Annotated in this window: 21 protein-coding genes and 1 pseudogene; 6 read left to right on the top strand and 16 right to left on the bottom strand. The window is 73.6% G+C overall.

The window, feature by feature from the left end; all coding sequences use genetic code 11:
• The 16 genes and pseudogenes from IH44_RS40735 to IH44_RS0108160 all read right to left on the bottom strand — a co-directional run.
• Nucleotides 1-674: pseudogene (locus IH44_RS40735) on the bottom strand (acetyl-CoA C-acyltransferase); the annotation flags it as partial.
• An 82-nt stretch (nucleotides 675-756) separates the two neighbouring features.
• The gene (locus IH44_RS0108235; protein ID WP_030458770.1) at nucleotides 757-2,424 is read right to left on the bottom strand and encodes an acyl-CoA dehydrogenase; all 1,668 of its coding nucleotides are present in this window, start codon (nucleotides 2,422-2,424) and stop codon (nucleotides 757-759) included.
• Between the two features lie 152 nt (nucleotides 2,425-2,576).
• Nucleotides 2,577-3,665 (bottom strand): prephenate dehydrogenase, encoded by a 1,089-nt coding sequence (locus IH44_RS0108230; RefSeq protein WP_030458769.1) that lies wholly within the window; start codon nucleotides 3,663-3,665, stop codon nucleotides 2,577-2,579.
• Entirely contained in the window at nucleotides 3,665-4,579 is a 915-nt protein-coding gene (locus tag IH44_RS0108225) for a phytanoyl-CoA dioxygenase family protein (protein ID WP_030458768.1), read from the bottom strand. Before IH44_RS0108225 ends, IH44_RS0108230 begins: the two co-directional genes overlap by 1 nt.
• Nucleotides 4,580-4,629: 50 nt before the next feature.
• Nucleotides 4,630-5,682, bottom strand: a complete 1,053-nt coding sequence (hppD, locus tag IH44_RS0108220; protein ID WP_035954346.1) for a 4-hydroxyphenylpyruvate dioxygenase — start codon at nucleotides 5,680-5,682, stop codon at nucleotides 4,630-4,632.
• A 40-nt stretch (nucleotides 5,683-5,722) separates the two neighbouring features.
• Nucleotides 5,723-6,232, bottom strand: coding sequence for a hypothetical protein (locus tag IH44_RS0108215; protein WP_035954343.1), 510 nt, complete (start codon nucleotides 6,230-6,232; stop codon nucleotides 5,723-5,725).
• On the bottom strand, nucleotides 6,229-7,515 hold the full coding sequence (locus IH44_RS0108210; protein WP_030458765.1) for a beta-ketoacyl synthase: 1,287 nt from the start codon (nucleotides 7,513-7,515) through the stop codon (nucleotides 6,229-6,231). Before IH44_RS0108210 ends, IH44_RS0108215 begins: the two co-directional genes overlap by 4 nt.
• A complete protein-coding gene (locus IH44_RS0108205; RefSeq protein WP_030458764.1) occupies nucleotides 7,512-9,149 on the bottom strand; it encodes a class I adenylate-forming enzyme family protein in 1,638 nt (545 codons plus the stop codon). The genes IH44_RS0108210 and IH44_RS0108205 overlap by 4 nt, the downstream gene beginning before the upstream one ends.
• A 34-nt stretch (nucleotides 9,150-9,183) precedes the next feature.
• On the bottom strand, nucleotides 9,184-10,365 hold the full coding sequence (locus IH44_RS49355) for a hypothetical protein (protein ID WP_198544967.1): 1,182 nt from the start codon (nucleotides 10,363-10,365) through the stop codon (nucleotides 9,184-9,186).
• Entirely contained in the window at nucleotides 10,362-11,504 is a 1,143-nt protein-coding gene (locus IH44_RS0108195) for a beta-ketoacyl synthase (protein ID WP_030458762.1), read from the bottom strand. Before IH44_RS0108195 ends, IH44_RS49355 begins: the two co-directional genes overlap by 4 nt.
• Entirely contained in the window at nucleotides 11,497-11,742 is a 246-nt protein-coding gene (locus IH44_RS0108190) for a hypothetical protein (RefSeq protein WP_030458761.1), read from the bottom strand. Before IH44_RS0108190 ends, IH44_RS0108195 begins: the two co-directional genes overlap by 8 nt.
• Nucleotides 11,743-11,744: 2 nt before the next feature.
• On the bottom strand, nucleotides 11,745-12,011 hold the full coding sequence (locus tag IH44_RS0108185; protein WP_030458760.1) for an acyl carrier protein: 267 nt from the start codon (nucleotides 12,009-12,011) through the stop codon (nucleotides 11,745-11,747).
• Between the two features lie 95 nt (nucleotides 12,012-12,106).
• On the bottom strand, nucleotides 12,107-13,507 hold the full coding sequence (locus IH44_RS0108180; protein WP_063759566.1) for a class I adenylate-forming enzyme family protein: 1,401 nt from the start codon (nucleotides 13,505-13,507) through the stop codon (nucleotides 12,107-12,109).
• Nucleotides 13,508-13,726: 219 nt separating this feature from the next.
• Nucleotides 13,727-14,818 carry an alpha-hydroxy acid oxidase gene (locus IH44_RS0108175; RefSeq protein WP_030458771.1) on the bottom strand — a complete coding sequence of 364 codons (1,092 nt, stop codon included), beginning with the start codon at nucleotides 14,816-14,818 and terminating at the stop codon, nucleotides 13,727-13,729.
• Between the two features lie 246 nt (nucleotides 14,819-15,064).
• A complete protein-coding gene (locus IH44_RS0108165; RefSeq protein WP_030458758.1) occupies nucleotides 15,065-15,700 on the bottom strand; it encodes a TetR/AcrR family transcriptional regulator in 636 nt (211 codons plus the stop codon).
• A gap of 191 nt (nucleotides 15,701-15,891) precedes the next feature.
• On the bottom strand, nucleotides 15,892-16,869 hold the full coding sequence (locus IH44_RS0108160) for a DMT family transporter (RefSeq protein WP_198544966.1): 978 nt from the start codon (nucleotides 16,867-16,869) through the stop codon (nucleotides 15,892-15,894).
• Between the two features lie 170 nt (nucleotides 16,870-17,039).
• Here IH44_RS0108160 and IH44_RS0108155 point away from each other — a divergent pair, with 170 nt between their 5' ends.
• From IH44_RS0108155 to IH44_RS0108130, 6 genes are read left to right on the top strand one after another with little or no spacing between them, the layout of a single operon-like run.
• Entirely contained in the window at nucleotides 17,040-17,294 is a 255-nt protein-coding gene (locus IH44_RS0108155) for a DUF3311 domain-containing protein (protein ID WP_035954340.1), read from the top strand.
• Complete coding sequence (gene mctP, locus IH44_RS0108150) at nucleotides 17,284-18,927, top strand: monocarboxylate uptake permease MctP (RefSeq protein WP_063759565.1); 1,644 nt, start codon at nucleotides 17,284-17,286, stop codon at nucleotides 18,925-18,927. The genes IH44_RS0108155 and mctP overlap by 11 nt, the downstream gene beginning before the upstream one ends.
• 11 nt (nucleotides 18,928-18,938) lie before the next feature.
• Nucleotides 18,939-19,985 (top strand): aromatic ring-hydroxylating dioxygenase subunit alpha, encoded by a 1,047-nt coding sequence (locus IH44_RS0108145; RefSeq protein ID WP_030458754.1) that lies wholly within the window; start codon nucleotides 18,939-18,941, stop codon nucleotides 19,983-19,985.
• A gap of 44 nt (nucleotides 19,986-20,029) precedes the next feature.
• The gene (locus tag IH44_RS0108140) at nucleotides 20,030-20,941 is read left to right on the top strand and encodes an SDR family oxidoreductase (protein WP_030458753.1); all 912 of its coding nucleotides are present in this window, start codon (nucleotides 20,030-20,032) and stop codon (nucleotides 20,939-20,941) included.
• A gap of 47 nt (nucleotides 20,942-20,988) precedes the next feature.
• Nucleotides 20,989-21,870, top strand: coding sequence for an amidohydrolase family protein (locus IH44_RS0108135; RefSeq protein ID WP_030458752.1), 882 nt, complete (start codon nucleotides 20,989-20,991; stop codon nucleotides 21,868-21,870).
• A 9-nt stretch (nucleotides 21,871-21,879) separates the two neighbouring features.
• Nucleotides 21,880-23,394: a long-chain fatty acid--CoA ligase gene (locus IH44_RS0108130; RefSeq protein ID WP_030458751.1), complete on the top strand. Its 1,515-nt coding sequence runs from the start codon at nucleotides 21,880-21,882 to the stop codon at nucleotides 23,392-23,394.
• Nucleotides 23,395-23,432 lie beyond the last annotated feature (38 nt).

Below are 23,432 nucleotides of genomic sequence, written 5' to 3'. Positions count from 1 at the left end.
GAGTTCGCGGGCCTTGGTGTCGGACATGACGACCAGGGCGGCGGCGCCGTCGTTGAGCGGGCAGCAGTTACCGGCCGTCGCGAACGCACGCCGAACTCGTCCTGCTCGGCCCGGGTGATGCCCTTGAGCGCGGCCAGGTTCTCCGCGGTCTGCCCCATCGCGATGTACGCGTCCGGCAGCAGACCGTCCTCGCGCGGGTCGTACCAGTGGTCGCTCCCCACCTCGGCGCAGGTGGCCGTGCGGGCCTCGGCCTCGGCGAACAGCGGGTTGTGGGTGCCGGGGAGGCCGTCCGAGGTGCCGTTGACCGAGCGAGAGACGGTCTCGACACCGGCCGAGACGAAGACGTCGCCCTCGCCGGCCCTGATCGCGTGCAGCGCCATCCGGGTGGTCTGCAGCGAGGAGGCGCAGTAGCGGTTGACGGTGGTGCCGGGGAGGCGGTCCAGGCCCAGGTGGACGGCGACGATCCGGGCCAGGTTGTGGCCCGACTCGCCGCCGGGCAGGCCGCAGCCCAGCATCAGGTCGTCGATCCGGTGGGGGTCGAGCTGCGGGACCTCGGCGAGGGCGGCGCCGATGATCTGCGCGGCGAGGTCGTCCGGGCGGACGTCCTTCAGCGAGCCCTTGAACGCCCGGCCGATCGGCGAGCGGGCGGTGCTGACGATGACGGCTTCGGGCATGGCGGTTTCCGTTCCGGCTGGGGTGGGTGCGTGGTGCGACGGGGCCGACGGGGCTGTCGGGGCTGTCGGGGCCGACGGGTGGTCAGAACGCTTCTTCGGGCAGTTCCATGACGGCGAGGTCGACGTCCTCGGCGATCAGGCGCTGCGGGGTGACGGTCGGCAGGACGGTGCGGGCGAAGAAGCGGGCGGTGGCGACCTTGCCCCGGTAGAAGGGGACGTCCTTCCCGCTGGCGCCCGCGGCCAGGGCGCGCAGCGCGACGTCGGCCTGGCGCAGCAGCAGCCAGCCGACCAGCACGTCGCCGGAGACCAGCAGCAGGCGGGTGGTGTTGAGGCCGACCTTGTACATGTTCGCCGGGTCCTCGTCCTTGACGATCTTCCGGAAGAAGAAGTCCTGGCCCTGGATGGCGGTGGTGCCCTCGTACAGGGTGTCGATCTTGGCGTCCCGGATGTACTGCTCGACCGGGTACTCCTGCAGGTAGCCGGAGCCGCCGAAGATCTGCAGCGACTGGGCGAGCTGCTCGTAGGACTTCTCCGAGCCGTAGCCCTTGACGATCGGCAGCAGCAGGTCGTTCAGGTGCTGCGCGCCGGTGGCGTCCGCTCCGCGGGCCCGGAGCACCTCGATCTCGTCCTGCACGGCGGCGGTGTGCAGGACCAGGGCGCGCATGCCCTCGGCGTACGCCTTCTGGGTGAGCAGCGAGCGGCGCACGTCGGGGTGGTGGGTGATGGTGACGCGCGGGGCGGCCTTGTCCGTGAACCGGGCCAGGTCGGGGCCCTGGACGCGTTCCTTGGCGTACTCCAGCGCGTTCAGGTAGCCGGTGGACAGGGTGGCGATGGCCTTGGTGCCGACGATCATCCGGGCCAGTTCGATGATCTTGAACATCTGGCGGATGCCGTCGTGCCGGCCGCCGACCAGCCAGCCCTTGGCCGGGTGCTCGGCGCCGAAGGTCAACTCGCAGGTGTTGGACGCCTTCAGGCCCATCTTGTGCTCGACGTTGGTGGCGTAGACGCCGTTGCGCTCGCCGAGCTCGCCGGTCTCCCGGTCGAAGTCGAACTTCGGCACGATGAACAGCGACAGCCCCTTGGTGCCCGGCTTGCCGCCCTCGGGGCGGGCCAGCACCAGGTGGACGATGTTCTCGGACATGTCGTGCTCGCCCGAGGTGATGAAGCGCTTGACGCCCTCGATGTGCCAGGAGCCGTCCGCCTGCTCGATCGCCCTGGTGCGGCCGGCGCCCACGTCGGAGCCGGCGTCCGGCTCGGTCAGCACCATGGTGGAGCCCCACTCGCGGTCCACCATCAGCCGGGCGATCCGCAGCTGCTCCTCGGTGCCCTCGCTGTGCAGGACGCCGGCGAAGCCCGGGGTCGTCGCGTACATCCAGATCGCCGGGTTGGCGCCGAGCACCAGTTCGCCCAGCGCCCAGTACAGCAGGCGCGGGCTGGCGGTGCCGCCGAGCTCCTCGGCCATCCCCAGCCGCCAGAACCCGGCGTCCTGGTAGGCCCGGTAGCTCTTGCGGAAGGAGTCCGGGACCGGGGCCGAGCGGGTCGCGGGGTCGAAGACCGGCGGGTTGCGGTCGATGTCGGCGAAGGACTCGGCCAGCGGCCCCTCGGCGAGTCTGGCCATCTCGTGGAGCACGCTGCGCGCGGTCTGTTCGTCCAGTTCGGCGAACCGGCCCGTCCCGAACAGCCCGTCCCGGCCGAACACCTCGAAGAGGTTGAACTCCAGATCGCGCAGGTTCGGCTTGTAGTGCCCCATGGGACCCTCCTTGAACACGTGAACGCTCGTCAGTTGCATGGACTCGAAACGGATGCGAACGGTGGTGCCGCGCGTCCGGCCCGGTGGAGCCCGCCCACCGGCGGACGGGCTCCACCCGGTGGACGGCGGTGCGGGCCGGAGCCGGCGGGGCGTCAGCGGCGCGCCGCCCAGCCCCGCTCGGCGAGGTGGGAGGCGAGGTCGCCCGCCGCCTCGGGGTCGACGATCAGGTCGAGCCGGCCGACCGGGGCGTCCGGCGTGTGGTCGACCGCCAGGTCCACGATGTGCATCCCGGTGCTCCACACGTCGGCGAACAGCCGCTCCACGTCCCCGGGCCGGTTGGCCACCGGCACGGAGACCCGGCTGCTCGGGGTGCCGGCCCGCCCGTCGCGGCGGGGCGGGATCCGGTCCTGGCCCGCCACGCCGCGGGTGAGCAGCTCGCCGAGGACGCGCTCGCCGCCGCGGCGGTGCTCCGGGTCCTCGCTGCCCAGCTGCTCCAGGGCTTCGAGGGCCCGGCCGAGGTCCTGCGCGAACCCGTCCAGGATCTCGGCCACCGCCACCGCGTTGGCGCCCAGGATGTCGGTCCACAGCCCGGGGCTGCCGCCGGCGATCCGGGTGGTGTCCCGCAGGCCCTGGCCGATCAGCTGGGCCGTCGCCGGCCCGATCGACTCCAGCCGGGCCGACAGCAGGCTCGCCACCAGGTGCGGGGCGTGCGAGGTCAGCGCGACGGTGCGGTCGTGGTCCTCCTCCTCCATCAGGACGGGCGTGGCACCGCAGAGCGCGACCAGGCGCAGCACCAGGTCGATCGCCTGCCGGTCCGTGGACGGCGACGGGGTCAGTACCCAGTTGCGCCCCTGGAAGAGGTCCGCGGCGGCGGCGAACGGCCCCGACCGCTCGCTGCCGGCCATCGGGTGGCCGCCGACGAAGCGGCTCAGGTCGCACCCGGCCCGGGCCGCGGCCAGCCTGGTCCGGGTCTTCACGCTGACCACGTCGGTGTAGCAGCGCGCGAGGCCGCGGTCCTGCTGCTCCTTCAGCACCGTCGCCAGCTGGGCCGGCGGGACGGCGATGACGGCCAGGTCGACCGGTTCGGGCGGCGGCCCCGCGATCCCGGCGTTCAGGGCCACCGCGGCGCCGACCGCCAGCGAGCTGCGGTCGAGCAGGTAGGTGGTCAGGCCCCGGCTGCGGGCGGCCAGGGCGACCGAGGTGCCGATCAGGCCGGTGCCCACCACGGCGATGCTGCGCATCAGGGGGCCTCTGCGCGCCACACGACCGGCAGGAACTCGGGGTCGGCGTAGTCCGGGTCGCCGTCGGCGGTGCGCCGCACCAGGACGTCGTGGTTGTAGGACACCAGGCTCCCGTCGGAGCGGGCGAACCGGCGGAACCGGTTCCCGCCGTCCTGCAGGTGGAAGGAGATCGCCCGCCGCGGCCGGTCGCTGCGGTTGGCGCCGCTGCCGTGGTAGGTGCGGCAGTGGTGGAAGCTCACGTGCCCCTTGGGGATCTCGACCGGGACCTTGCGCACCTCGGTGCCGTTGAACGCGGCGTTCTCCTCCAGCATCGCGTCGAGCTCGTCGCGGTTGCGCTCGGCGAAGTGCAGCGAGGTGGTGTCCCGCCCGCCGATCTCCTTCCACCGGTGGCTGCCGTCCACCATCGTGATGGTGCCCATCTCCTCGCCGCAGTCGTGGAACGGGATGAACGCGGTGAGCATCCGCTCGGAGGTGGAGGTGGCCCAGTAGTGCCGGTCGAAGTGCCACGGCACGATGTTGCTCTGCTCCTCCGGCCGGGGCGGCTTGAAGATCAGGGTGGACTGGAACACCCGGATCTCGTCGGCCTCGGCGAGCCGGGCGGCGACCGCGCCGAGCAGCGGCTTGCGCAGGATCCGCCCGATGGTGTCGTCCTCGTAGTGGATGTAGTCGTTGTGGCGCTGGACCTCGCCCTTGGCGGGCTCCCAGTAGGCGAGCTTGGGCGGGCGCACCGGCAGGGTCCGGTCGCGGTGGCCGGCGTAGAACCGCTCGCTGGCCGCCTCCAGCTGCTCGACCTCCTCGTCGGTGAACAGCTTCGCGCTGAGGTACCAGCCGTGCTCGGCGTAGAACCGGACGTCCTCGTCGGTGGGCAGCAGTCCCAGTTCCTCGTCGGTGAGCCGGAATTCCTGTGCGGACATGGTGGGTTCTCCAGGGGTTCGTCTGGGTCGGAACGGGCGGGCGGGGCGGGTCAGCTGGTGACCTTCTCCCGTTCGACGGCCTCGTAGAGGGCCTTGATGTTGCCGCTGCCGAAGGTCCGGGCGCCGTGGCGGTCGATGACCTCCATGAAGTACGTCCGGCGCACGTGCATGGAGCGGGTGAAGATCTGGAACAGCTGCCCGTGGTGGTCCTGGTCGACCAGGACGTTGGTCTCGCGCAGCTCCTCGATCCGCACCTCGGGCTCGCCGAGCCGCTCCTCCAGCAGGTCGTAGTAGCTGCCGGGGGTGCGCAGGAAGGTGACGCCGCGTTCGGTCAGGGTCCGGACCGTGCTGACGATGTCGTCGGTGAGCAGCGCCATGTGCTGGACGCCGGTGCCGTTGTGGCGGGCGAGGAACTCGTCGATCTGCCCGGGCCGCTTGGTGGTGACCGGCTCGATCAGGGTCAGCGTCACCTGCCCGGACGGGCTCTGCACCACCTTGGAGTCCATCGCCTGGTCGCCGACCTCGATGAACTCCTCGAAGATCTGCCGGAAGCCGAACACCCGCTGGTAGCGCTCGACGGTCGGCCGCAGCTCGCCGGCCGGCAGGCAGACCGCGAAGTGGTCGATGGTGCTGAGCAGTTCGTCGCCGGGCTCCGGGTCCGGGGCGAGCACGTTCATCACGCCGGGCAGGAACTCCTCGGTCCCGCAGTGCCGTTCGACGAAGCGGTGCACCACGTCGCCGAACGCCGCCACCTCGGCGGTGACCACCCGGGCCCCCTCGTGCTCGTACACGGCGGGCTCGGCGAGCGGGGCCGCGCCGGCCGCCACGGCGGTGTCGTACGCGGCGGCCGCCGAGGCGGTCTCCAGGGCGATGACCGCGACCCCGTCGCCGTGGCGCCGCACGAACTCGGCGGCCGGGTGGTGCTCGGACAGCGCGGAGGTGAGGACCACCTGGATGCCGCCCTGGCGCAGCAGCAGCGAGCGGTGGTCGGTGGGCTCGGTCTCCCCGCACAGGCGGAATCCCAGTGCGGTGCACAAGTAGAAAGCGGACTGCTGCGCGTCGCCCACGTAGAATTCCACGTGGTCTATTCCTCGGATTTCCATGCGTCCCTCAACGTCGGATGAATCGGATGGGAATTCTCGGTCACTCCGCGGTCTTTCCGGACCGGCCGTTCCGCACGGCCAGGAAACGGCAGGCCCCGCCGCCGGTCCGCAGGCATTCGACCCGGCGGTCGCACACCGACACGCCCAGTCCCTCGAACCAGCCCTGGCGCATTTCCAGGCACGGGCACTCGTAGCCGTCCAGGGCCCGGGCGGCCCTGAGCATCTTCAGCGCGTAGTTGAAGTGGACGACGCTCTCCCACTCCTCCTCGCCGAGGTGGACCTGGTCCGCGACGTACATGTCGTCGGTCCACATCAGCGGCGGGACGTTGCCGAAGAGCTCGACGAACTCCTTCATCGGGATCTCGTCGAACTTCGTCCCGGACTGCCGGCGGTACCACATGGCGGCCCGGCGGGCGACGAACTTGATCGCCTCGGCGTTGATCTCGTTGGCGGCGTCCTGGCCGAAGCGCTTCAGCACGCCCTGGTACCAGCGGGCGTCGTGCAGCCACCAGAACTGGTGGGCCGGCGGGGCGTCGTGGCCGTCGCTCATCGGTCCCGGCCCGCCTCGCCCAGCGCCTTGGCCCGGCCCTCGACCGGGCCGAGCACCAGGGAGAGGTTGTGCCCGCCGAACGCGAAGGAGTTGGACACGGCGGCGGCGACCCGGGTCAGCCGGGCCTTGCCGCGGATGTGGTCCAGCTCGCACGCCGGGTCGACGGTGTCCAGGTTGCGGGTGGCCGGCAGCGCCTCGGTGGCCAGGGCGAGGGCGGTGATGGCCGCCTCCACCGCGCCGGCGCCGCCCAGCAGGTGGCCGGTCATCGACTTGGTCGCGCCGACGGCCGGCGAGTGCGGGCCGAACACCTCCCGGATCGCCTTCGCCTCGGCGACGTCGCCGAGCTTGGTGCCGGTGCCGTGCGCGTTGACGTAGCCGACATCGGCCGGGGACAGCCCGGCGTCGGCGATGGCGCGGCGCATGCACTCCACCGCGCCCTCGCCGTCCGGGCGCGGGGTGGTCGGCCGGTAGGCGTCCGTGGTGGCGCCCCAGCCGAGCAGCTCGGCGTAGGCGGCGGCGCCCCGGGCCGCAGCGTGCTCGGCCCGCTCCACCACCAGCACGCCGGCGCCCTCGGCGAGGACGAAGCCGTTGCGCCGGGTGTCGAAGGGCCGGCTGGCCTCGCGCGGGTCGGCGAAGCCGTGGGCGAGCGCCCGGGCGTTGCCGAACGCCTCGGCGATCGTGGGGTGCAGCGGCGCGTCCGAGCCGCCGCAGACCACCACGTCCGCCTCCCCGCCGCGGATCAGCCGCAGCGCCTCCGCGACGGACTGCGCCCCGGCCGCGCAGGCCGTGGCGATCGCCGCGCTGTGCCCGCGGATACCGTGCTTGATGGCGATCCTGGCGGCCGCCATGTTGGGCAGCATGCCGGGCAGCAGGTAGGGGCTGACGGCGGTGCGGCCGCGGGCGTGCCGGCCGCGGGCCTGCTCCTCGTACGTCTCCAGGCCGCCGCCGCCGCTGGAGACCACCACGCCGGTGCGCCAGGGGTCGGCGTCCCGGCCGACCACCAGGCCGGCGTCGGCGAGCGCGTCGTCCGCGGCGGCCAGGGCCAGCAGCGCGTAGCGGTCCACGAACCGGCCCTCGCTGGGCGGCAGCAGGGCGGCCGCCTCCAGCCCGGGGGCGATGCCCGCGACGTCGACCGAACCGGCCACCGGGTGCTGCTCGCCCGGGCGGCGCAGGCCGGAGTGGCCGGCGCACAGGGCCTCGAACGTCCGGGTGGCGCCGCGGCCGAGCGAGCTGATCAGCCCGATGCCGGTGACCACGGCCCGGGGGCGGCGGTCCGCGCTCATGCGGCACCGCCCGTCGGGGCGAGCAGCTGCCCGGCGAGGTAGCGCTCGCGCAGCAGCAGCTTGCGGACCTTGCCGGTCGGGCCGAGCGGGAGCCGGTCCGGGTCCACCACGACGACGCCGCGGACGGTCGCCGCGACGTGCTCCTCCAGCGCGGCGAGCACCGCGGCGGTCCGGTCGACGGCCGGGTCGGCGTCCGCGGTGAGCACCAGCAGCACGTGGCTGTCGGCGCCGGCGGGCCCGGCGACCGCGACCACGGTGCACTCCAGCACGTCGGGCAGGGCGGCGAGCACCCGTTCCTCGCAGGCGGCGGTGAACAGCCGCCGGCCGCCGCCCAGGTCGACCGAGTCGACCATCCGGTCGACGTGGTAGTAGTAGCCGGCCTCGTCGCGGTAGACCAGGTCGCCGGTGAGGAAGTAGTCGTTCAGCCGGGTGCGCCAGGTGGTGACCGAGTCGTTCCAGTACCCGAGCGCCAGGGTCGGCGCGTTGATCCCGAGCTGCCCGACCTCGCCGACGCCGAGCGGCTCGCCGGCCTCGTCCAGCACCGCGACGTCGGAGAAGGTGTGCGGCTTGCCGATGCACCGCCCGTAGCGCTCGGTCTCCGGGGTGTGGGTGATGAAGAACTGCGAGTGACCCATCTCGGTCGAGCCCAGGCCGTCGATGAACACCGAGCCCGGCTGGACCCGGCCGCCGCCGCGGGCGGCCACCCGGCGGCTGCCGACCGCGACGAGCCGCCGGATGTGGGCCTCGTGGGCGCAGTCGCCGGTGTTCCACCAGAGCTGGACGGAGTCCACGTCCCGGGTGGTCAGGTCGACGGCGGCCAGCTCCGACCAGATGGCGGCGAAGCCGAGCACGCCGGTGGGGCGCCAGCCCTCGATCGCCGCCAGCACGGTCGTCCCGCTCGGCTCGGAGAGCACCAGCAGCTCGGACCGGTTGGCCAGCGCCAGGTTGACGGCGATGACGGTGGCGGCGTGCGCGGGGGGCAGCGCGCCGAGCAGCCGCTCGACGCCCTGGGCCCGGGGCAGGGTGAGCCGGTGGCGGACCGACGCGAACAGGCTGGCGTGCGAGTGCGCCACGGCCTTCGGCAGGCCGGTGGTGCCGGAGGAGTGGGTGATGACGGCGGGGTCGCCGGGGCGGTGCCGGAACGGGGCGGGGGCCGCGGCCGGGTCGCCGGCGCCGAGCCCGGCGACGTCGATCACCTGCGGGACGCCGAGGTCCCGGTCGCCGAAGGCCGTGCGGTGCGCGGCGTCGGTCAGCAGGGCGGCGGCCCGCAGCCGGCGGATGAACTCGGCGGCGGGCTCCGCCGGGAGCCTGCCGTTGACCAGCGCCGGGATGGCGCCGAGCCGGGCCAGCGCCAGGAAGCTCAGGACCTGGTCGGCACCCGCGGTGACCTGGACGGCGACCGGGTCCCGGGGCTTGACGCCGAGCGCGTGCAGCGCGGCGGCCCGGGCGGCGACCCGCTCGTCCAGCTCGCGCAGGGTCAGGGCGCGCAGCGCCGGGTGGCCGTCGACGTCGGTGTCGAAGGTGAGCGACGGCTCGTCGAGCCCCTCGCCGCGGGCGACGAGCGTGGTGAGGACGTTGCCGGTCCCGAGCTGCGGGTCCGCCGCGAGCTCGGCGCGGATCGTGCGTAGGCTCATGTCATCTCCTGGGTCAGGACCCTTCCGGGCCTGCTCACGACGGTCGGGTGATCAGAAACGCGGTCGCGCGGTCCGGCTGGTCGGGCCCGGCGGCCTGGTCGGCCAGGAGCAGCAGCACGTCGTCCGCGTCGCCGTCCTCGATCAGCAGGTCGGCCAGCTCCAGCCCCTCGGCGACCGGGTCGCCGCCCGGGCTGACGCACACCACGGGGCCGACCAGCGCCCAGCGGGCCGCGACCCAGCCGAGCACCGCGTTGGGCACGGACTGGAAGAACAGCAGCGGCTGCATCCGGCGGCCGCCGTCCACCGCGGCGGCGACCGCGTCGAGGGTGCCCTGGTCGCCGCGCTCGCTGACCAGCACGACGGCGGTGCGCCGCTCCCCGCCTCCGGCGGCGGGCCCGCCCGGCTCGCCGTAGCCGCGCCGCAGGCAGCGGTCGGCGACGGTGGCGACCAGGGCGGGGAAGGTCGAGGCGATGAACCCGGCGGGCATGGCGGGCGCCCCGCCCTCGCCGGGCTCGGGCCAGACGGCCCGGGCCCGGACGGTGCGGGCGGCGGCTCCGGCCCGGTGGGCGGCTGGGGCTGGGCCGTCGGCTTCGGCTTCGGCTTCGGTCTGCTGACGGGTCGGGTCGCCGGTGTCGGCTTCGGCTCGGTGGCCGGTCGGGTGGTCGGCCTCGGCCTGCTGGCCGGTCGGGCGGTCGGCGGTGGCCGCGGCCTGGTGGGCGGTCGGGTGGTCGGCGGTGGCCTCGGCCCGGTGGGCGGCTGGGCCGTCGGCCTCGGCCTCGGCCTGCTGGCCGGTCGGGCGGTCGGCGGTGGCCCCGGTCCGGTGGGTGGTCGGGCTGTCGGTTCCGGCGGGCCGGGTGGTCGTGGCGTCGGCCTCGGCGGGCCGGGTGGCCGGGTTGTCGTCGAGTGATCCGGTCTGACGGATCGTCCGGCCGGCGGTCGGTGCCCCGGCGGGTCGGGTCGTCGGGCGGTCGGGGGTGGCCCCGGCCCGGTGGGCGGTCGGGTTGCCGGTGTCGGCTTCGGCCCGGTGGCCGGTCGGGTGGTCGGCGGGGGCCTCGGCCCGGTGGGGGGTCGGGCTGTCGGTTCCGGCGTGCCGGGTGGCCGGGTTGTCGTCGAGTGATCCGGTCTGACGGATCGTCCGGCCGGTGGTCGGTGCCTCGGCGGGTCGGGCGGTCGGGCGGTCGGCGGTGGCCTCGGCCCGGTGGGCGGTCGGGCTCACGCGGCACCGACCAGGAGCGCGGTGTTGGCCCCGCCGAAGGCGGCGTTCAGGCTCAGGGCGTAGCGGGGGGCGGCCCGGTGCGGGCCCTCGGTCACCAGGTTGAGCCCGCAGCGCTCGTCCGCCCCCAGGTAGCCGGCGTTGACGGGCAGCCGGCCGGCCCGCAACGTGCCGACGGTGACGACGAGTTCGAGCAGTCCGGAGGACTCCAGGGTGTGGCCGTGCACCGACTTGGACGAGCTCACCGGGACGAGCGCGGCCCGGTCGCCGAGCGCCGCCCGGAGGCCGGCGGTCTCGGCCGCGTCGCTGGCCGCCGTGCCGGTGCCGTGCGCGTTGACGTAGCCGATGTCCTCGGGGCGCCGGCCGGCCCGGTGCAGGGCGTTGCGGACGGCCCGGGCGAGCCCGGTGCCCTGCGGGTGCGGCTGGCTGACGTGGTGGGCGTCGCCGGCCCGGCCCCAGCCCGCGAGCCGGGCCAGGACCGGGGCGCCGCGGCGGCGGGCCGCGGCGGCCGACTCCAGCACCACGGCGGCCACGCCGTCGCCGAGCACCATGCCCTGGCGGCCCGCGCTGAACGGCCGCACCCGCCCGTCGGGGGCGAGGGCCCGTCCGGCGTCGAACAGCGCGAAGTGCTCCTCGTCGACCAGGTAGCCGGCCGCGACCACGACGCGTTCGGCGGAGCCGGTGCGGATCGCGGCGGCGGCGTCCGCGACGGCGGTGCTCCCGGCCACGCACGCCGTGGTGTAGGCGCGGTGGCCGGCCCGCAGTCCGCAGCGGTCGGCGAGGGTCCGGGCGTCGGCGGCCGGGGTGTGCCGGGCCCGGTCGGCGGCGGGCAGCCGGGCGGCGGCCGGGTCGGTGTGGCCGGCCAGCAGCAGCCGGCTGCCGGCCCGCTGCCCGGCCGACAGCCGGGCGGCGGCGCAGGCCTCCTCGGTCACCGCGGCCAGTTCGTCGGCGAGGACCGGGTCGCCGGGCAGCTGGGCGGCGGCGCCGGCCCGGAACCGGCTGACGTCGAACCGGGTCACCGGCCCGAAGGCCGGCTCGCCGGCCGCCGCCCGCTCGTACAGGACCTCGGCGCCCCGGCCGCAGGCGGAGAGCGCCGACAGGCCGGTGATCACGGGTTCGAGGTCGGGGGCGGGGTCAGCCATGGCCGCACTCCTGCAGTTGCTCGTCCAGGACGCCGACCGCGCCGGGCACGGTGGCCATCCGGACGAGCTGGTCGTCGCCGAGGTCGAGCTGGACCTGGTAGCGCTGCTCGACCTGGTGGATCAGCCAGGCGAGCTCCAGCGAGTCGATCTGCTCGACCCCGTCCTGCGCCGCCCGCTCGCGGTAGGTGGCGAGCAGCGCGAGCACCTCGGCGCGGTCGATGCGCGGGGGCCGGCCCATGCTCACTTGCCCCCGGCCTGGGTGAGCGAGGCCCGGCGGGCGATCTCGGCGGCGAGCTCGCCGAGGGTCATCAGGGCCAGCTGCTCGGTCTCGTCCTCGTCGATCCGCACGCCGTACTCGTCCTCGACCTGGATGGCGATCTCGGCGAGGGCGAGCGACTCCAGGTCGAGGCCGGACGGTCCGAGCGGGGTCTCGTCGGAGATCTCGGAGGTGTCGTAGTTCATCTCGGCCAGGCTCTTCACGATGAACCGGTTGATGTCGGCGCTCATGGGGACTCCTTGTCATGTACACGAAGGATGCGGGCGGGTGCGGAGCGGTGCGAACCGGGGCGGCGGGCCGCCGGGGGCGTGGGGGAGGAGGGGGGTCAGGAGGCGGGCTGTCCGGCGGCCGCGCGCAGCGCCGCCGGGTCCCGGACGAGCTTCCCGGTGCCGGTGCGGGGCAGGTCCGGCAGGACGTGCAGGCGGCGGGGCCGCTTGTAGGCCGCGAGCCGGGCCGCGAGGGCCTGCTCCAGCTCGGCCACCGGGGCCGGCTCGGCGAGGGCGAGGTACGCCTCGATGTGGCTGCCGTGCAGCACGACGGCCTCGCGCACCTGCGGCAGCGACCGGACGGTCTGCTCCACCTCGGCCAGGTCGACCTTGAGGCCGCCGATGGAGACCTGGGAGTCCAGCCGGCCCCGGACGGCCAGCCGGCCGGTCGCGGGGTCGACGACGCCGGCGTCGCGGGTGCGCAGCCACCCGTCCGCCCAGCGGCTCGGGCCGGCGGCGCCGAGGTAGGGGGAGGCGGGCCGCCCGATCAGGATCTCGCCCGCGTCCACCCGGACCTCCATGCCGGGCGCGACGGCGAGCTCCGGCCGGTGCCGGCCGGTGACGTCGGTGGCGATCACCCCGGCCTCGGTCATCCCGTACATGTTGCCCAGCGTCGCGCCGTAGCGGGCGGTGAACGCCTCCCAGACCTCCTGGCGCACCGGCTCGCCGCCGGTGATCATGCCGGTCAGGAAGGGGAGCGGGGGCGGGGCGGCGACCGAGGCGAGGATCTCGGCGTGGAACGGGACGCCCAGGACGGTGGTGGGCTCCTCGGCGGCCGCCAGCGCGCGCAGGATCCCGTCGACGCTGAACCGCTCCGGCACCACCATCCGGGCACCCGCGTGCAGGCTGTGCAGCAGGCCGCCGACCAGGCCCAGCACGTGCACCAGCGAGGCCAGCACCACGACCCGGTGGCCGCGGCCCGGGAAGCCCTCGATCAGGTCGTAGCGCCCGAGTTCGGCGGCCAGGTCGGCCGCCGTGCGGCCGATCACCTTGGACGGGCCGGTCGATCCGGAGCTCAGCTGGACCAGGACGTGGTCGCCGTCGGCCGGCCGGCCGGGGAGGGCGGTGATCCGCGCCTCGACCGAGAGGTAGCCGCGCAGGGCGCCGGCGGCCGGCGGGCGGCTCGGCTCGACCAGGAACTGCGGGGCGAGCCGCTCCAGCGCCCGGGAGACCTCGTGCTCGGTGAGCCGGTGGTCCAGCAGGGCGACCTGGGCGCCGAGCCGCCAGGCGGCCAGCAGGTCGGTGACGCAGGCGAGCGACGGCGGCAGCCGCAGCGCCACCGCCCCGCCGGCCGCGAGGCCGGCCCCGGCGAGCGCCCGCTGCCGTTCGGAAACCGATGCACGCAGCTCGGCCCGGGAAATCGGCCGGTCGAACTCCAGGCAGATATCCTGCTCCGGGCCGGCCAGGAGTAACCGGTCGACCCAATCTCCCGGCGTTTCCGGTGAAGACGATCGATGCATGGTGATTCCTCCATGAAACCTGATATGCCGGGCTGACGGGACGAGCCAATGTTTCGGCGTTCTGGCTGGGAGGCGCCCGGGAGAATGCACATCACCGGGCGGTTTTCATTGCGATTCGAAAACGAAGGCGAATTCATCCTTGCGGGTGGGCGGTCGGTGCGCAAGGGGGGTCGGAAAATATTCCGGGAGATATATGAACGGGGCTGGTATGGATTCTTTCTAAAGTGTGACGGCGGACCGGTCGACGTCGGAGATCCGCGGCCGCCCGGACAGCGCCATCGCCTCTTCCAGCTCGTCCCGGAGCAGTCCCAGCACGTCCGAGACCCCCTGCGCGCCGCCCTGGGTGAGCCCCCACAGGACCGGCCGGCCCACCAGTGCGGCGTCCGCCCCGAGGGCGAGCACCTTCAGGACGTCCGTGCCGTGCCGGATCCCGCCGTCGACGATGACCCGACAGCGGCCGCCCACCGCCGCGGCGATCTCGGGCAGCGCCTGCGCGCTCGCCACCGCGCCGTCCAACTGGCGGCCGCCGTGGTTGGAGACGATGACGGCGTCCACGCCGTGTTCGAGGGCCAGCCGGGCGTCCTCGGCCGTCAGGATCCCCTTCAGGGCCAGCGGGAGGGCGGTGATCGCGCGGAGCCGCGCCAGGTCCTTCCAGGTGATCGAGGAATCGAACTGCTCCCGGGCGTGCCGCTCGATCGCCGAGGCGCCGGGCGCGGCGCGGTGCGAGGCCGCCATCGCTTCGGGGGCCACGTTCGCCGCGTGGACGCCGGGGGGCAGGACGAACCCGTTGCGGACGTCCCGCAGGCGCCGGCCGACGCGCGGCGCGTCGACGGTGAGCACCAGCGCGCCGAAGCCGGCCTCCTCCGCGCGGCGGACGAGCCCGGTCAGCAACTCCCGCTGCCGCAGCCAGTACAGCTGCAGCCACAGGGGGCCGGACCCCGCGGCGGCGATCTCCTCCAGGGTGCGGCTGGCGAACATGCTGACGATCAGCGGGACGCCGGCCAGCCCGGCGGCCCGGGCCGTCGCGGTCTCCCCCTCGGGACAGGCCAGCCGGTGGTAGGCCATGGGCGCGATCCCGATCGGCGCGGCGATCCGGGCGCCCAGCAGCTCGGTCCCCGGGTCACACGCGGTGACGTCGGTGAGCACGCGCGGGCGCAGCCGGATCCGTTCCAGGGCGGCCCGGTTGGCGGTCAGGGTGGACTCGGTGCCGCTGCCGCCGCTGATGAAGTCCCAGACGTCCGCCGGGAGCCGGGCCCTGGCCAGGTCCTCGTAGTCCCGGACGAGCAGGGGTTTCGCACCCCGTCTGTCCATGCCTCTCCCCAGTGGTGCGGTCGGACCAGGACGCCCTGCTGCGCTCCGGGAGCCTGGGTGCGAAAGTCTGACCGAACGGTCATACATTTTTACCATCCGTGACCGGGCGTGGCCAAGGGCCACCAGTGAGAATTCTGGAAGTCGGCGGTATGTCAATTTGTAAATTGGCAACATGCAGAAGTCGTCAACTGGCGGGCAGCGACCGGCCGGCGCCCACCGCGGAGGGGGGTGGGGCCGGCCGGATCGCTAGGGGAGCAGCGCGGGCGAGGTGCAGACCGTGCTGAGCCGGGCGCGGATCGCCATCCTGGAGCGGACGTAGGCGGCGGGGTCGTCGTGCAGCAGGGCGATCCCGTTGGCGGCTTCGAGCAGGGCGATCAGCTCGTAGGCGAGCTGGTCGCTGTTGGTGCCGGAGGCGATGTCGCCGATCTGGACCGCGTCGGTGATGCTCCGCGCCATGATCTGCTGCCAGGTCCGGCTGGCGTCCGCGACGGCGTCGCGGACCCGCCCGGGCCGGGAGTCGAACTCGGCCGACGCGGAGAAGAAGAAGCAGCCGCCGGGGAACACGCGCTGTTCCGAGTAGTCCAGCCACCGCTCGCAGAGGGTCCAGACCCGCCCCAGTCCGGGCGCCACCTCCATCGAGGGATCCACCACCTGCTCGGTGTAGATCTTCGTGGCGGCCCGCACCGCGGCGAGCTGGAGGTCCTCCTTCGAGCCGAAGAGGGCGAACACGCCGCTCTTGCTGAGCTTCAGGTCGGCCGCGAGCCGGCCGATCGACAGGCCGTCCAGTCCTTCGACGGAGGCGATGTCGACGGCCCGGCGCACGATCGTCCGTCGGGTCTGGTTGCCTCGGAGGATGCGGCCGTCGGTCCGGGGATCGATCATGTTGGCTCCATCCGTCTGGCTGCGGGGCGGAGCCGGGCAGAGCGGTGGGCGCCCCTGGTGGAGATCCGGCCGTGCGGCCGGCGGACCGGGGTGGTGCCCGGTCCGCTCGCTCGGCACCCGGATTCTTGGTCGTTGGGTGTCGTGCAGCTTACGTCATGGCCGGGACGCGGCGGCCGGGGCGTCACGCCCGGCTACCGGCCCGCGGCGGCCTGCGGGGCGGGCTCGGCCTCCGTCGCCGGGGCGGCCTGCGCGGCCTGCGCGGCGGCCCGGCGGCGGGAGTAGAGGTTGGAGGCGGCCAGGGCGGCCAGGACGACGCAGACCCCGGCGATCTCGTAGGGGGTCGGCCGGTGGCCGCGGAACGCCTGGACCGCGAAGGCGGTGATCGGGACGAGGTTGATGAACAGCACGCCGTTCGACGGCCCGAGGTTGCGGAAGGCGGTGTTCCAGGTCAGGGCGGCGACGGTGGTCGCGGCGACCACCACGTACAGGATCTGCCACCACACGGCCGGGTACTCGCGCAGACCGGGGTTGGGGATCCAGCCCGTGAACGAGGCGGCGACGGTGATCACCACGATGCTGGCGGTGCCGAGCAGGCAGGTCAGCGTGGTGTAGCGCAGCGGCGACCAGGACGGGTAGCCGGCGGCGCCGGTGGTGTAGAGGATCCAGCCGGCCACCCCGACCAGGGTCAGCAGGCCGCCGTAGCCGACGCCGCCGGTGACGACCGCGGCCGGGTTGCCGTTGCCCAGCACCATGGCGACGCCGAGCAGCGCCGCCAGCACCAGGGCCAGCGTGACCAGTGGCGGCGCCTTGCGGGTGCGCCCCCACATCACCAGCACGGTCACCAGCGGCATGGTCGCCATGATCAGGGCCGAGCTCTGCGCGGGGATGCTCTCCAGGCCCACGTAGGTGCAGAAGTTGAAGCCGGCGAAGCCGATCGTGGACAGCACCCACAGGCGGCCCAGCCGCCCCTCGAAGGCGAAGGCGGCGCGCCCCTCCCGGACCAGCAGCAGGACGCAGAAGACGGCGGCGGCCAGCACGAACCGGACGGCCGTCAGGTGGAACGGGTCCAGGTGCCCGTACGCGGACTTGGCGACGGCGAACATGCAGCCCCAGGCCAGGCCGGTGACGATGCCGCTGCTGACACCTGCCGCCGTGCGCGAAACAGCCATGGCTTTCACTCTCTTCTCACAGCCGGTGACGACGATGTAACTGACCGAACGTACCATCAGTTACCCAAGAGTGCTGCCCGATATGGGGAATTGAGGGCTCTTGACATTGCCCGATCGATCGTTCACTTTGTTTGACGTCACTTGCCGCCCGCTGACCCGACGGAGGAAGCGTGGTCAAGGCCACCTCGGACTCCTCGTCCGCCGAACCCTCACCCGCGAGACGCGACCGCAGCCCCTGGAACTGGCTGCTCGCCCCGGCGGCGATCGCGCCGCTGCTCACCTTCATCTTCAACCGGGACGAACCCCGGCTCGCCGGCATCCCGTTCTTCTACTGGTTCCAGCTGCTCCTGGTCGCCTTCGCCGCGGCCTGCACCTCCGCCGTCTACCTGGCGACCCGGCGGGGCGGAGCGTCCGATGAAGCTTGACGTCACCGAACTCACCGTGTTCACCGTGCTGTTGCTCGCCGTGACGGTGCTGGGCTTCCTGGCCGCGCGGTGGCGCCGCACCCGGGCCATGGACGACCTCAAGGAGTGGGGCCTCGGCGGCCACCAGTTCGGGAGCTGGATCACCTGGTTCCTGATCGGCGGCGACCTCTACACCGCGTACACCTTCGTCGCCATCCCGGCCCTGATCTACCACGTGGGCGGCGCCGGCTTCTTCTCGCTGCCGGACCTGGCCATCGTCTACCCGATGGTCTACCTGCTGCTCGTGCGGCTCTGGTCGGTGTCGAAGGCCAAGGGGTACGTCACCACCGCCGACTTCGTCCGCGGCCGGTTCGGCTCCCGGACGCTGGCGCTGTGCGTCGCGGTGACCGGCATCCTCTCCACCCTCCCCTACATCGCCCTGCAGCTGATGTGCATCGAGGCGGTGCTGCGGACGATGGGCGTGGACGGGCAGTGGCCGGTGGCGGTCGCCTTCGTCGGGCTGGCCGGGTTCACCTACCAGTCCGGCCTGCGGGCCCCCGCCCTGATCGCCATCGTCAAGGACGTCCTGGTCTACACGGTGGTCATCGCCGCGATCGTGTTCATCCCGCTGAAGCTCGGCGGCTGGGGGCACATCTTCGACACGGCCGGCCACAAGCTCTCCGCGTCCGGCACCGGGAGGACCGCCCTGGCCCCCCAGGGACAGCTCAACTACGCCTCGCTGGCGCTCGGTTCGGCGATGGGGCTGTTCCTCTTCCCGCACACCAGCACCGCCGCGCTGGCCAGCCGCGACCGCAAGGTGATCAAGCGGAACATGGCGGCGCTGCCGGCCTACAGCCTGGCGGTCGGCTTCATCGCGCTGCTGGGGCTGATGGCCCTGGCCGCCGGGGTGGTGCCGCTCGGCACCGCCGACGGGGGCACCGACTCCAACACCGTGGTCCCGCTGCTCTTCCACCAGATGTTCCCGAGCTGGTTCGCCGGCATCGCGTTCGCGGCGGTGGGCATCGGCGCCCTCGTCCCGGCGTCCGTCATGTCGATCGGCGCGGCCAACCTGTTCACCCGGAACGTCTACCGGGAGTTCCTGCGGCCCCGGGCGACGCCCGCCGAGGAGGCGCGGGTGTCCAAACTCGCCTCGCTGGCCGTCAAGTTGGGCGCCCTGATCTGCACCCTGATGCTCACCCCGCAGTTCTCCACCGACTTCCAGCTGATCGGGAACGTGATCATCCTCCAGACGCTCCCGGCGGTCGGCCTCGGCGTGGTGGTCCGGTGGTTCCACCGCACCGGCCTGCTGGCGGGCTGGGTGCTCGGCATGGCGGCCAGCCTGTGGATGCTCTACCGGATCCCCAACCCGGCCACCCACCACGCCCACTTCGGCGGCTCGGCCCTCCCGCTGTCCGAACTCGGCTTCCACACGCACATGACGATGTACGTCGGCGTGCTCGCCCTGGTCGTCAACCTGGTGGTGACCGTCCTGGTGACCCTGGCCTGCCGCGCCCTGCGGGTGCCGGACGGGGCCGACGAGACCCGGACCGACGACTACTTCCACGCCCCGGCCGAGTCCGCGAGGACCCCGGCCCCGCTCCCTCGCCCGGCCGGCCCCGTGGTGGCCGCCCGCGCCGAGGGCTCACCATCCTGAAGGGGGAAGCCATGACGCTGATCATGAACGCCTGGTACGTCGCCGCCTGGCCCGAGGAGGTCCCGCCCGGGGAGATCCTCTCCCGCACGATCTGCAACGAGCCGATCGTCCTGTTCCGCGACCGCGAGGGCCGGCCCGCCGCGCTGGAGGACCGCTGCTGCCACCGGCAGATGCCGCTCGCGCTCGGACGGCTGGAGGAGGACTGCACCCTGCGCTGCATGTACCACGGGCTGCGGTTCGAGGCCGACGGGAGCTGCGTGGAGGCCCCCGGCCAGGCGAACGTCCCGGCCGCGGCCAGGGTCCGGGCGTTCCCCTGCGTCGAGCGCCACGGCTACGTCTGGGTCTGGCCGGGCGAGGCGGAACTCGCCGACCCCGACCTGATCCAGGACATCTTCGAGCGCAACGACCACCCGGACTGGACGTCCGTCCACGGGACGATCCACCTGCAGGCCAACTACACCCTGCTGGCCGACAACCTGATCGACACCACCCACGAGACCTACGTCCACATCGGCAGCCTCGGCGACGACAACATCCAGGCGAACCCGATCAGCGTGACCGGCGACGAGAAGTCGGTGCTGGTCACCCGCTGGATCCTGGACCACGACGCCGCCCCGCTGTGGCGCGAGGCGCTCAACCAGGACGGCAACGTGGACCGCTGGCAGATCATCAGGTTCCAGCCGCCGGCCTCCACCGTCCTGGACGTCGGGGTGGCCCCGGTCGGCACCGGCGCGCCGGGCGGCGACCGCAGCCACGGCGCCCAGGGCTGCAACCTCAACTTCGGCACCCCGGAGACCGAGCACACCACCTGGTACTTCTGGGCCTTCGCCCGCAAGTTCCGGCGCGACGAGCCCGGCTACGACGAGGTGCTGCAGAAGAAGTTCGCCAACGTCTTCGCCGAGGACAGCGGGGCCATCGAGGGCGCCTACTCGGTGATGCGCCGCAACCCCGGCCGGCCGACCGTCAACCTGCGCAACGACGCCGGCACCCTGCGCGCGCGGCGCCTGGTGGAGGAGATGGCCGCCGCCGAGGCGGCCCGCTCCGGCCGGGCCGGCTGACCGCGCACCGTCCCGCTCATCCGTCGCAACGAAAGGGCAGATCAATGGAGCTCACCGGCAAGGTCGCGGTCGTCACCGGCAGCGGACGCGGGCTCGGCGCGGCGTACGCGCTGGCGCTCGCCGCGAGCGGCGCGGCCGTCGTGGTGAACGACGTGGACGCGGACGCGGCCGAGCAGACCGTCAAGCAGATCACCGCCGCCGGCGGCCGGGCCGTCCCGGTGGTCGCCGCGGTCGGCGACAGCGCGTCCGCCGACGCGCTGGTCGCCGCCGCCGTCGACGGCTTCGGCCGCCTCGACGTGATGGTCACCAACGCCGGCATCCTGCGCGACCGGGTGCTGTGGAAGATGACCGACGAGGACTTCGACGACGTCGTCCGGGTGCACCTGCGCGGCACCTTCGTCTGCGCGCGGGCTGCCGCCGTCCGGATGCGCGAGCAGGGCGGGGGCGGCCGGCTCATCCTGGCCGGCTCCCCGGCCGGGCAGCGCGGCAACTTCGGGCAGACCAACTACGCGGCCGCCAAGGCCGGCATCGCGGCGATGGTCCGCACCTGGGCGATGGAGCTGTCCCGGGCCGGCATCACGGTCAACGCGGTGATCCCGAACGCGGCGACCGCCATGACCAAGACCATCCCGGCCTTCGCGCCGCACATCGACGCCTGGGAGCAGCACGGCACCCCGCTGCCCGACTTCCTGCGCAAGGGCATCGGCTTCGGCACCGCCGAGGACGTGGCGGGCGCCGTGGTCTTCCTCGCCTCCGACGCGGCCGAGGACGTCAACGGCCAGTGCGTCGGCATCGGCGGCGACAAGCTCACCCTGTGGTCGCACCCCGAGGAGGTGGCGGCGGCCTTCACCGACGGCGGCTGGAGCGCGGACGCGATCGCCACCGCCTGGCCCACCTCGGTCGGCGCCGAGCCGCAGTCGTACGGGATCGCCGCCCTCCAGCAGCTGTCCTCCTGACCCCGCCACCGCCCGTGCCGCCCGTCGGAAACCACCAGGAGAAGCAGATGACAACGCTCGACGTGGACGACCTCGTCGCCATCGACATGCACACCCACGCGCAGGTCTCGCTGGAGGGCCGCAACTCCCTGCCGGACGAGATCGAGGAGGCGTCCGCCGCGTACTTCAAGGTGGAGCGCAAGCGCTACCCGAACGCCGCCGACATGGCCGGCTACTACCGGGAGCGGAAGATGGCCTGCGTGATCTTCCCGGTCGACGCCGAGGCCGCCACCGGCGCCCCGGCGGTGCCCAACGAGGAGGTCGCCGAGGTCGCGGCCGCGAACCCGGACGTGCTGATCCCGTTCGCCAGCATCGACCCGGCCAAGGGCCGGTTCGGCGCCCGCGAGGCGCGCCGGCTGGTCGAGCGGTTCGGCGTCCGGGGCTTCAAGTTCCACCCCAGCGTCCAGGGCTTCTTCCCCAACGACCGTGCCGCGTACCCGATGTACGAGGCGATCGAGGAACTGGGCGTCCCGGCGCTCTTCCACACCGGCCAGACCGGCATCGGGGCGGGCGCGCCGGGCGGCGCGGGCATCCGGCTCAAGTACTCCAACCCGCTGCTGATCGACGACGTCGCCGCCGACTTCCCGGGCCTGCCGATCATCATGGCGCACCCCTCCTTCCCGTGGCAGGACGAGGCGCTGGCGGTGGCCAACCACAAGCCGCTGGTCTACATCGACCTGTCCGGCTGGTCCCCGAAGTACTTCCCGCCGCAGCTGGTCCAGTACGCGAACACCCTGCTCAAGGACAAGATGCTGTTCGGCTCCGACTTCCCGATGATCACGCCGGACCGCTGGCTGGCGGACTTCGAGAAGCTCGACATCAAGCCGGAGGTGCGGCCGAAGATCCTCAAGGGGAACGCGGCCCGCCTGCTCGGCCTGGTCAAGGACTGAGAGCCCGGGGTGCGCAACCACGGGATCGGCTCGTGGCCGGCCCGCCGGGCCAGGCGCTCCCCGGACCGGGTGGCCCTGCTCCACCGGGACCGCCCCGTCACCTACCGGGAGCTCCACGAACGGGTGCTGCGGGCCGCGAACGGGCTGCGCACGCTCGGGGTCCGCGGCGGCGACCGGGTGGCCTACCTCGGCGGCAACCACCCGGCCTTCCTGGAGACCCTGTTCGCCTGCGGGCTGCTCGGCGCGGTGTTCGTGCCGCTCAACACCCGCCTGGCCGGGCCCGAACTGGCCCACGTCCTGACCGACTCGGGCAGCTCCGTCCTGGTGCACGCGCCCGGCCACGCGCAGGCGGTGGCCGGGCTGCGGACCGGCACGCCGGTGCGGCGGTTCGTCGCACTGGAGGCCGCCCGCCCGGCGGCCGGGGACACCGGGTACGAGGAGCTGCTGGCCGCGCCGCCGGAGCCCGTCGACCTGCCGGTCGGCCACCAGGACCCCTGCCTGATCATGTACACCTCGGGGACGACCGGCCGTCCCAAGGGCGCCGTGCTGACCCACGGGAACGTCGTGTGGAACTGCCTGAACCTGCTGGTCGACCTCGACCTGGACTCCGACGGGGTGTCCCTGGTGCACGCCCCGCTGTTCCACGCGGCGGCGCTCAACCTGATCTGCCTGCCCACCCTGCTCAAGGGCGGGAAGGTGCTGCTGGAGGACGGCTTCGACCCGCAGCGCGCCCTCGAACTGATCGAGCGGGAACGGGTCGACTTCGTGTTCGCCGTCCCCACCATGCACGAGGCGACGGCCGCCGCGCCCGGCTGGGCGACGGCCGACCTGAGCAGCCTGCGGATCGTGCTCAGCGGCGGCGCCCCGGCCTCCGACCGCACCGTCCGCGCCTACCTCGACCGCGGGCTGCCCTTCGTCCAGGGCTACGGCATGACCGAGAGCTCCCCGTGCGCCACGGTGCTGGAACCGGAGCGGGCGGCGGCCAAGGCCGGGTCGGTGGGCGTCGCCAACTTCTTCTCCGACCTCCGGGTCGCCGGCCCGGACCCGGCCGGGGCGGCCGACGGCGAGCAGGGCGAACTCCTGCTGGAGGGGCCGAACGTGATGGCCGGCTACTGGGGCGACCCGGACGCCACCGACGCCGCCCTGTCCGGCGGCTGGCTGCGCACCGGCGACGTCGGGGTGCGCGACGGGGACGGCTGCGTCCGGATCGTCGACCGGCTCAAGAACATGATCATCTCGGGCGGGGAGAACATCTACCCGGCCGAGGTCGAGAACGTCCTGCACGGCCACCCCGCCGTCGCCGAGTGCGCGGTGTTCGGCGTCCCCGACCCGAAGTGGGGCGAGAGCGGCCACGCCGCGGTGGTGCTGCGCCCGGGCGCCTCCGCCGACGGGCCGGAACTGATCGAGTTCCTCCGCGGCCGGCTGGCCGGCTACAAGGTCCCCCGGGCCGTCCGGTTCCTGCCGGCCCTGCCCCGCAACGCGCTCGGCAAGCTCCTGCGGCACCGGCTGGCCGAGCTCCCCTGACGCCCCGGCACCCGCCTCCGCGGTGTGCCCCCACGCAA

Origin of the sequence: Kitasatospora sp. NRRL B-11411 (assembly GCF_000721345.1) — a bacterium.
Taxonomy (GTDB): Bacteria; Actinomycetota; Actinomycetes; order Streptomycetales; family Streptomycetaceae; genus Kitasatospora; species Kitasatospora cineracea.
The sequence above is the reverse complement of the archived record's forward strand: the minus strand, read 5'-3'. Positions and strand labels throughout refer to the sequence as shown.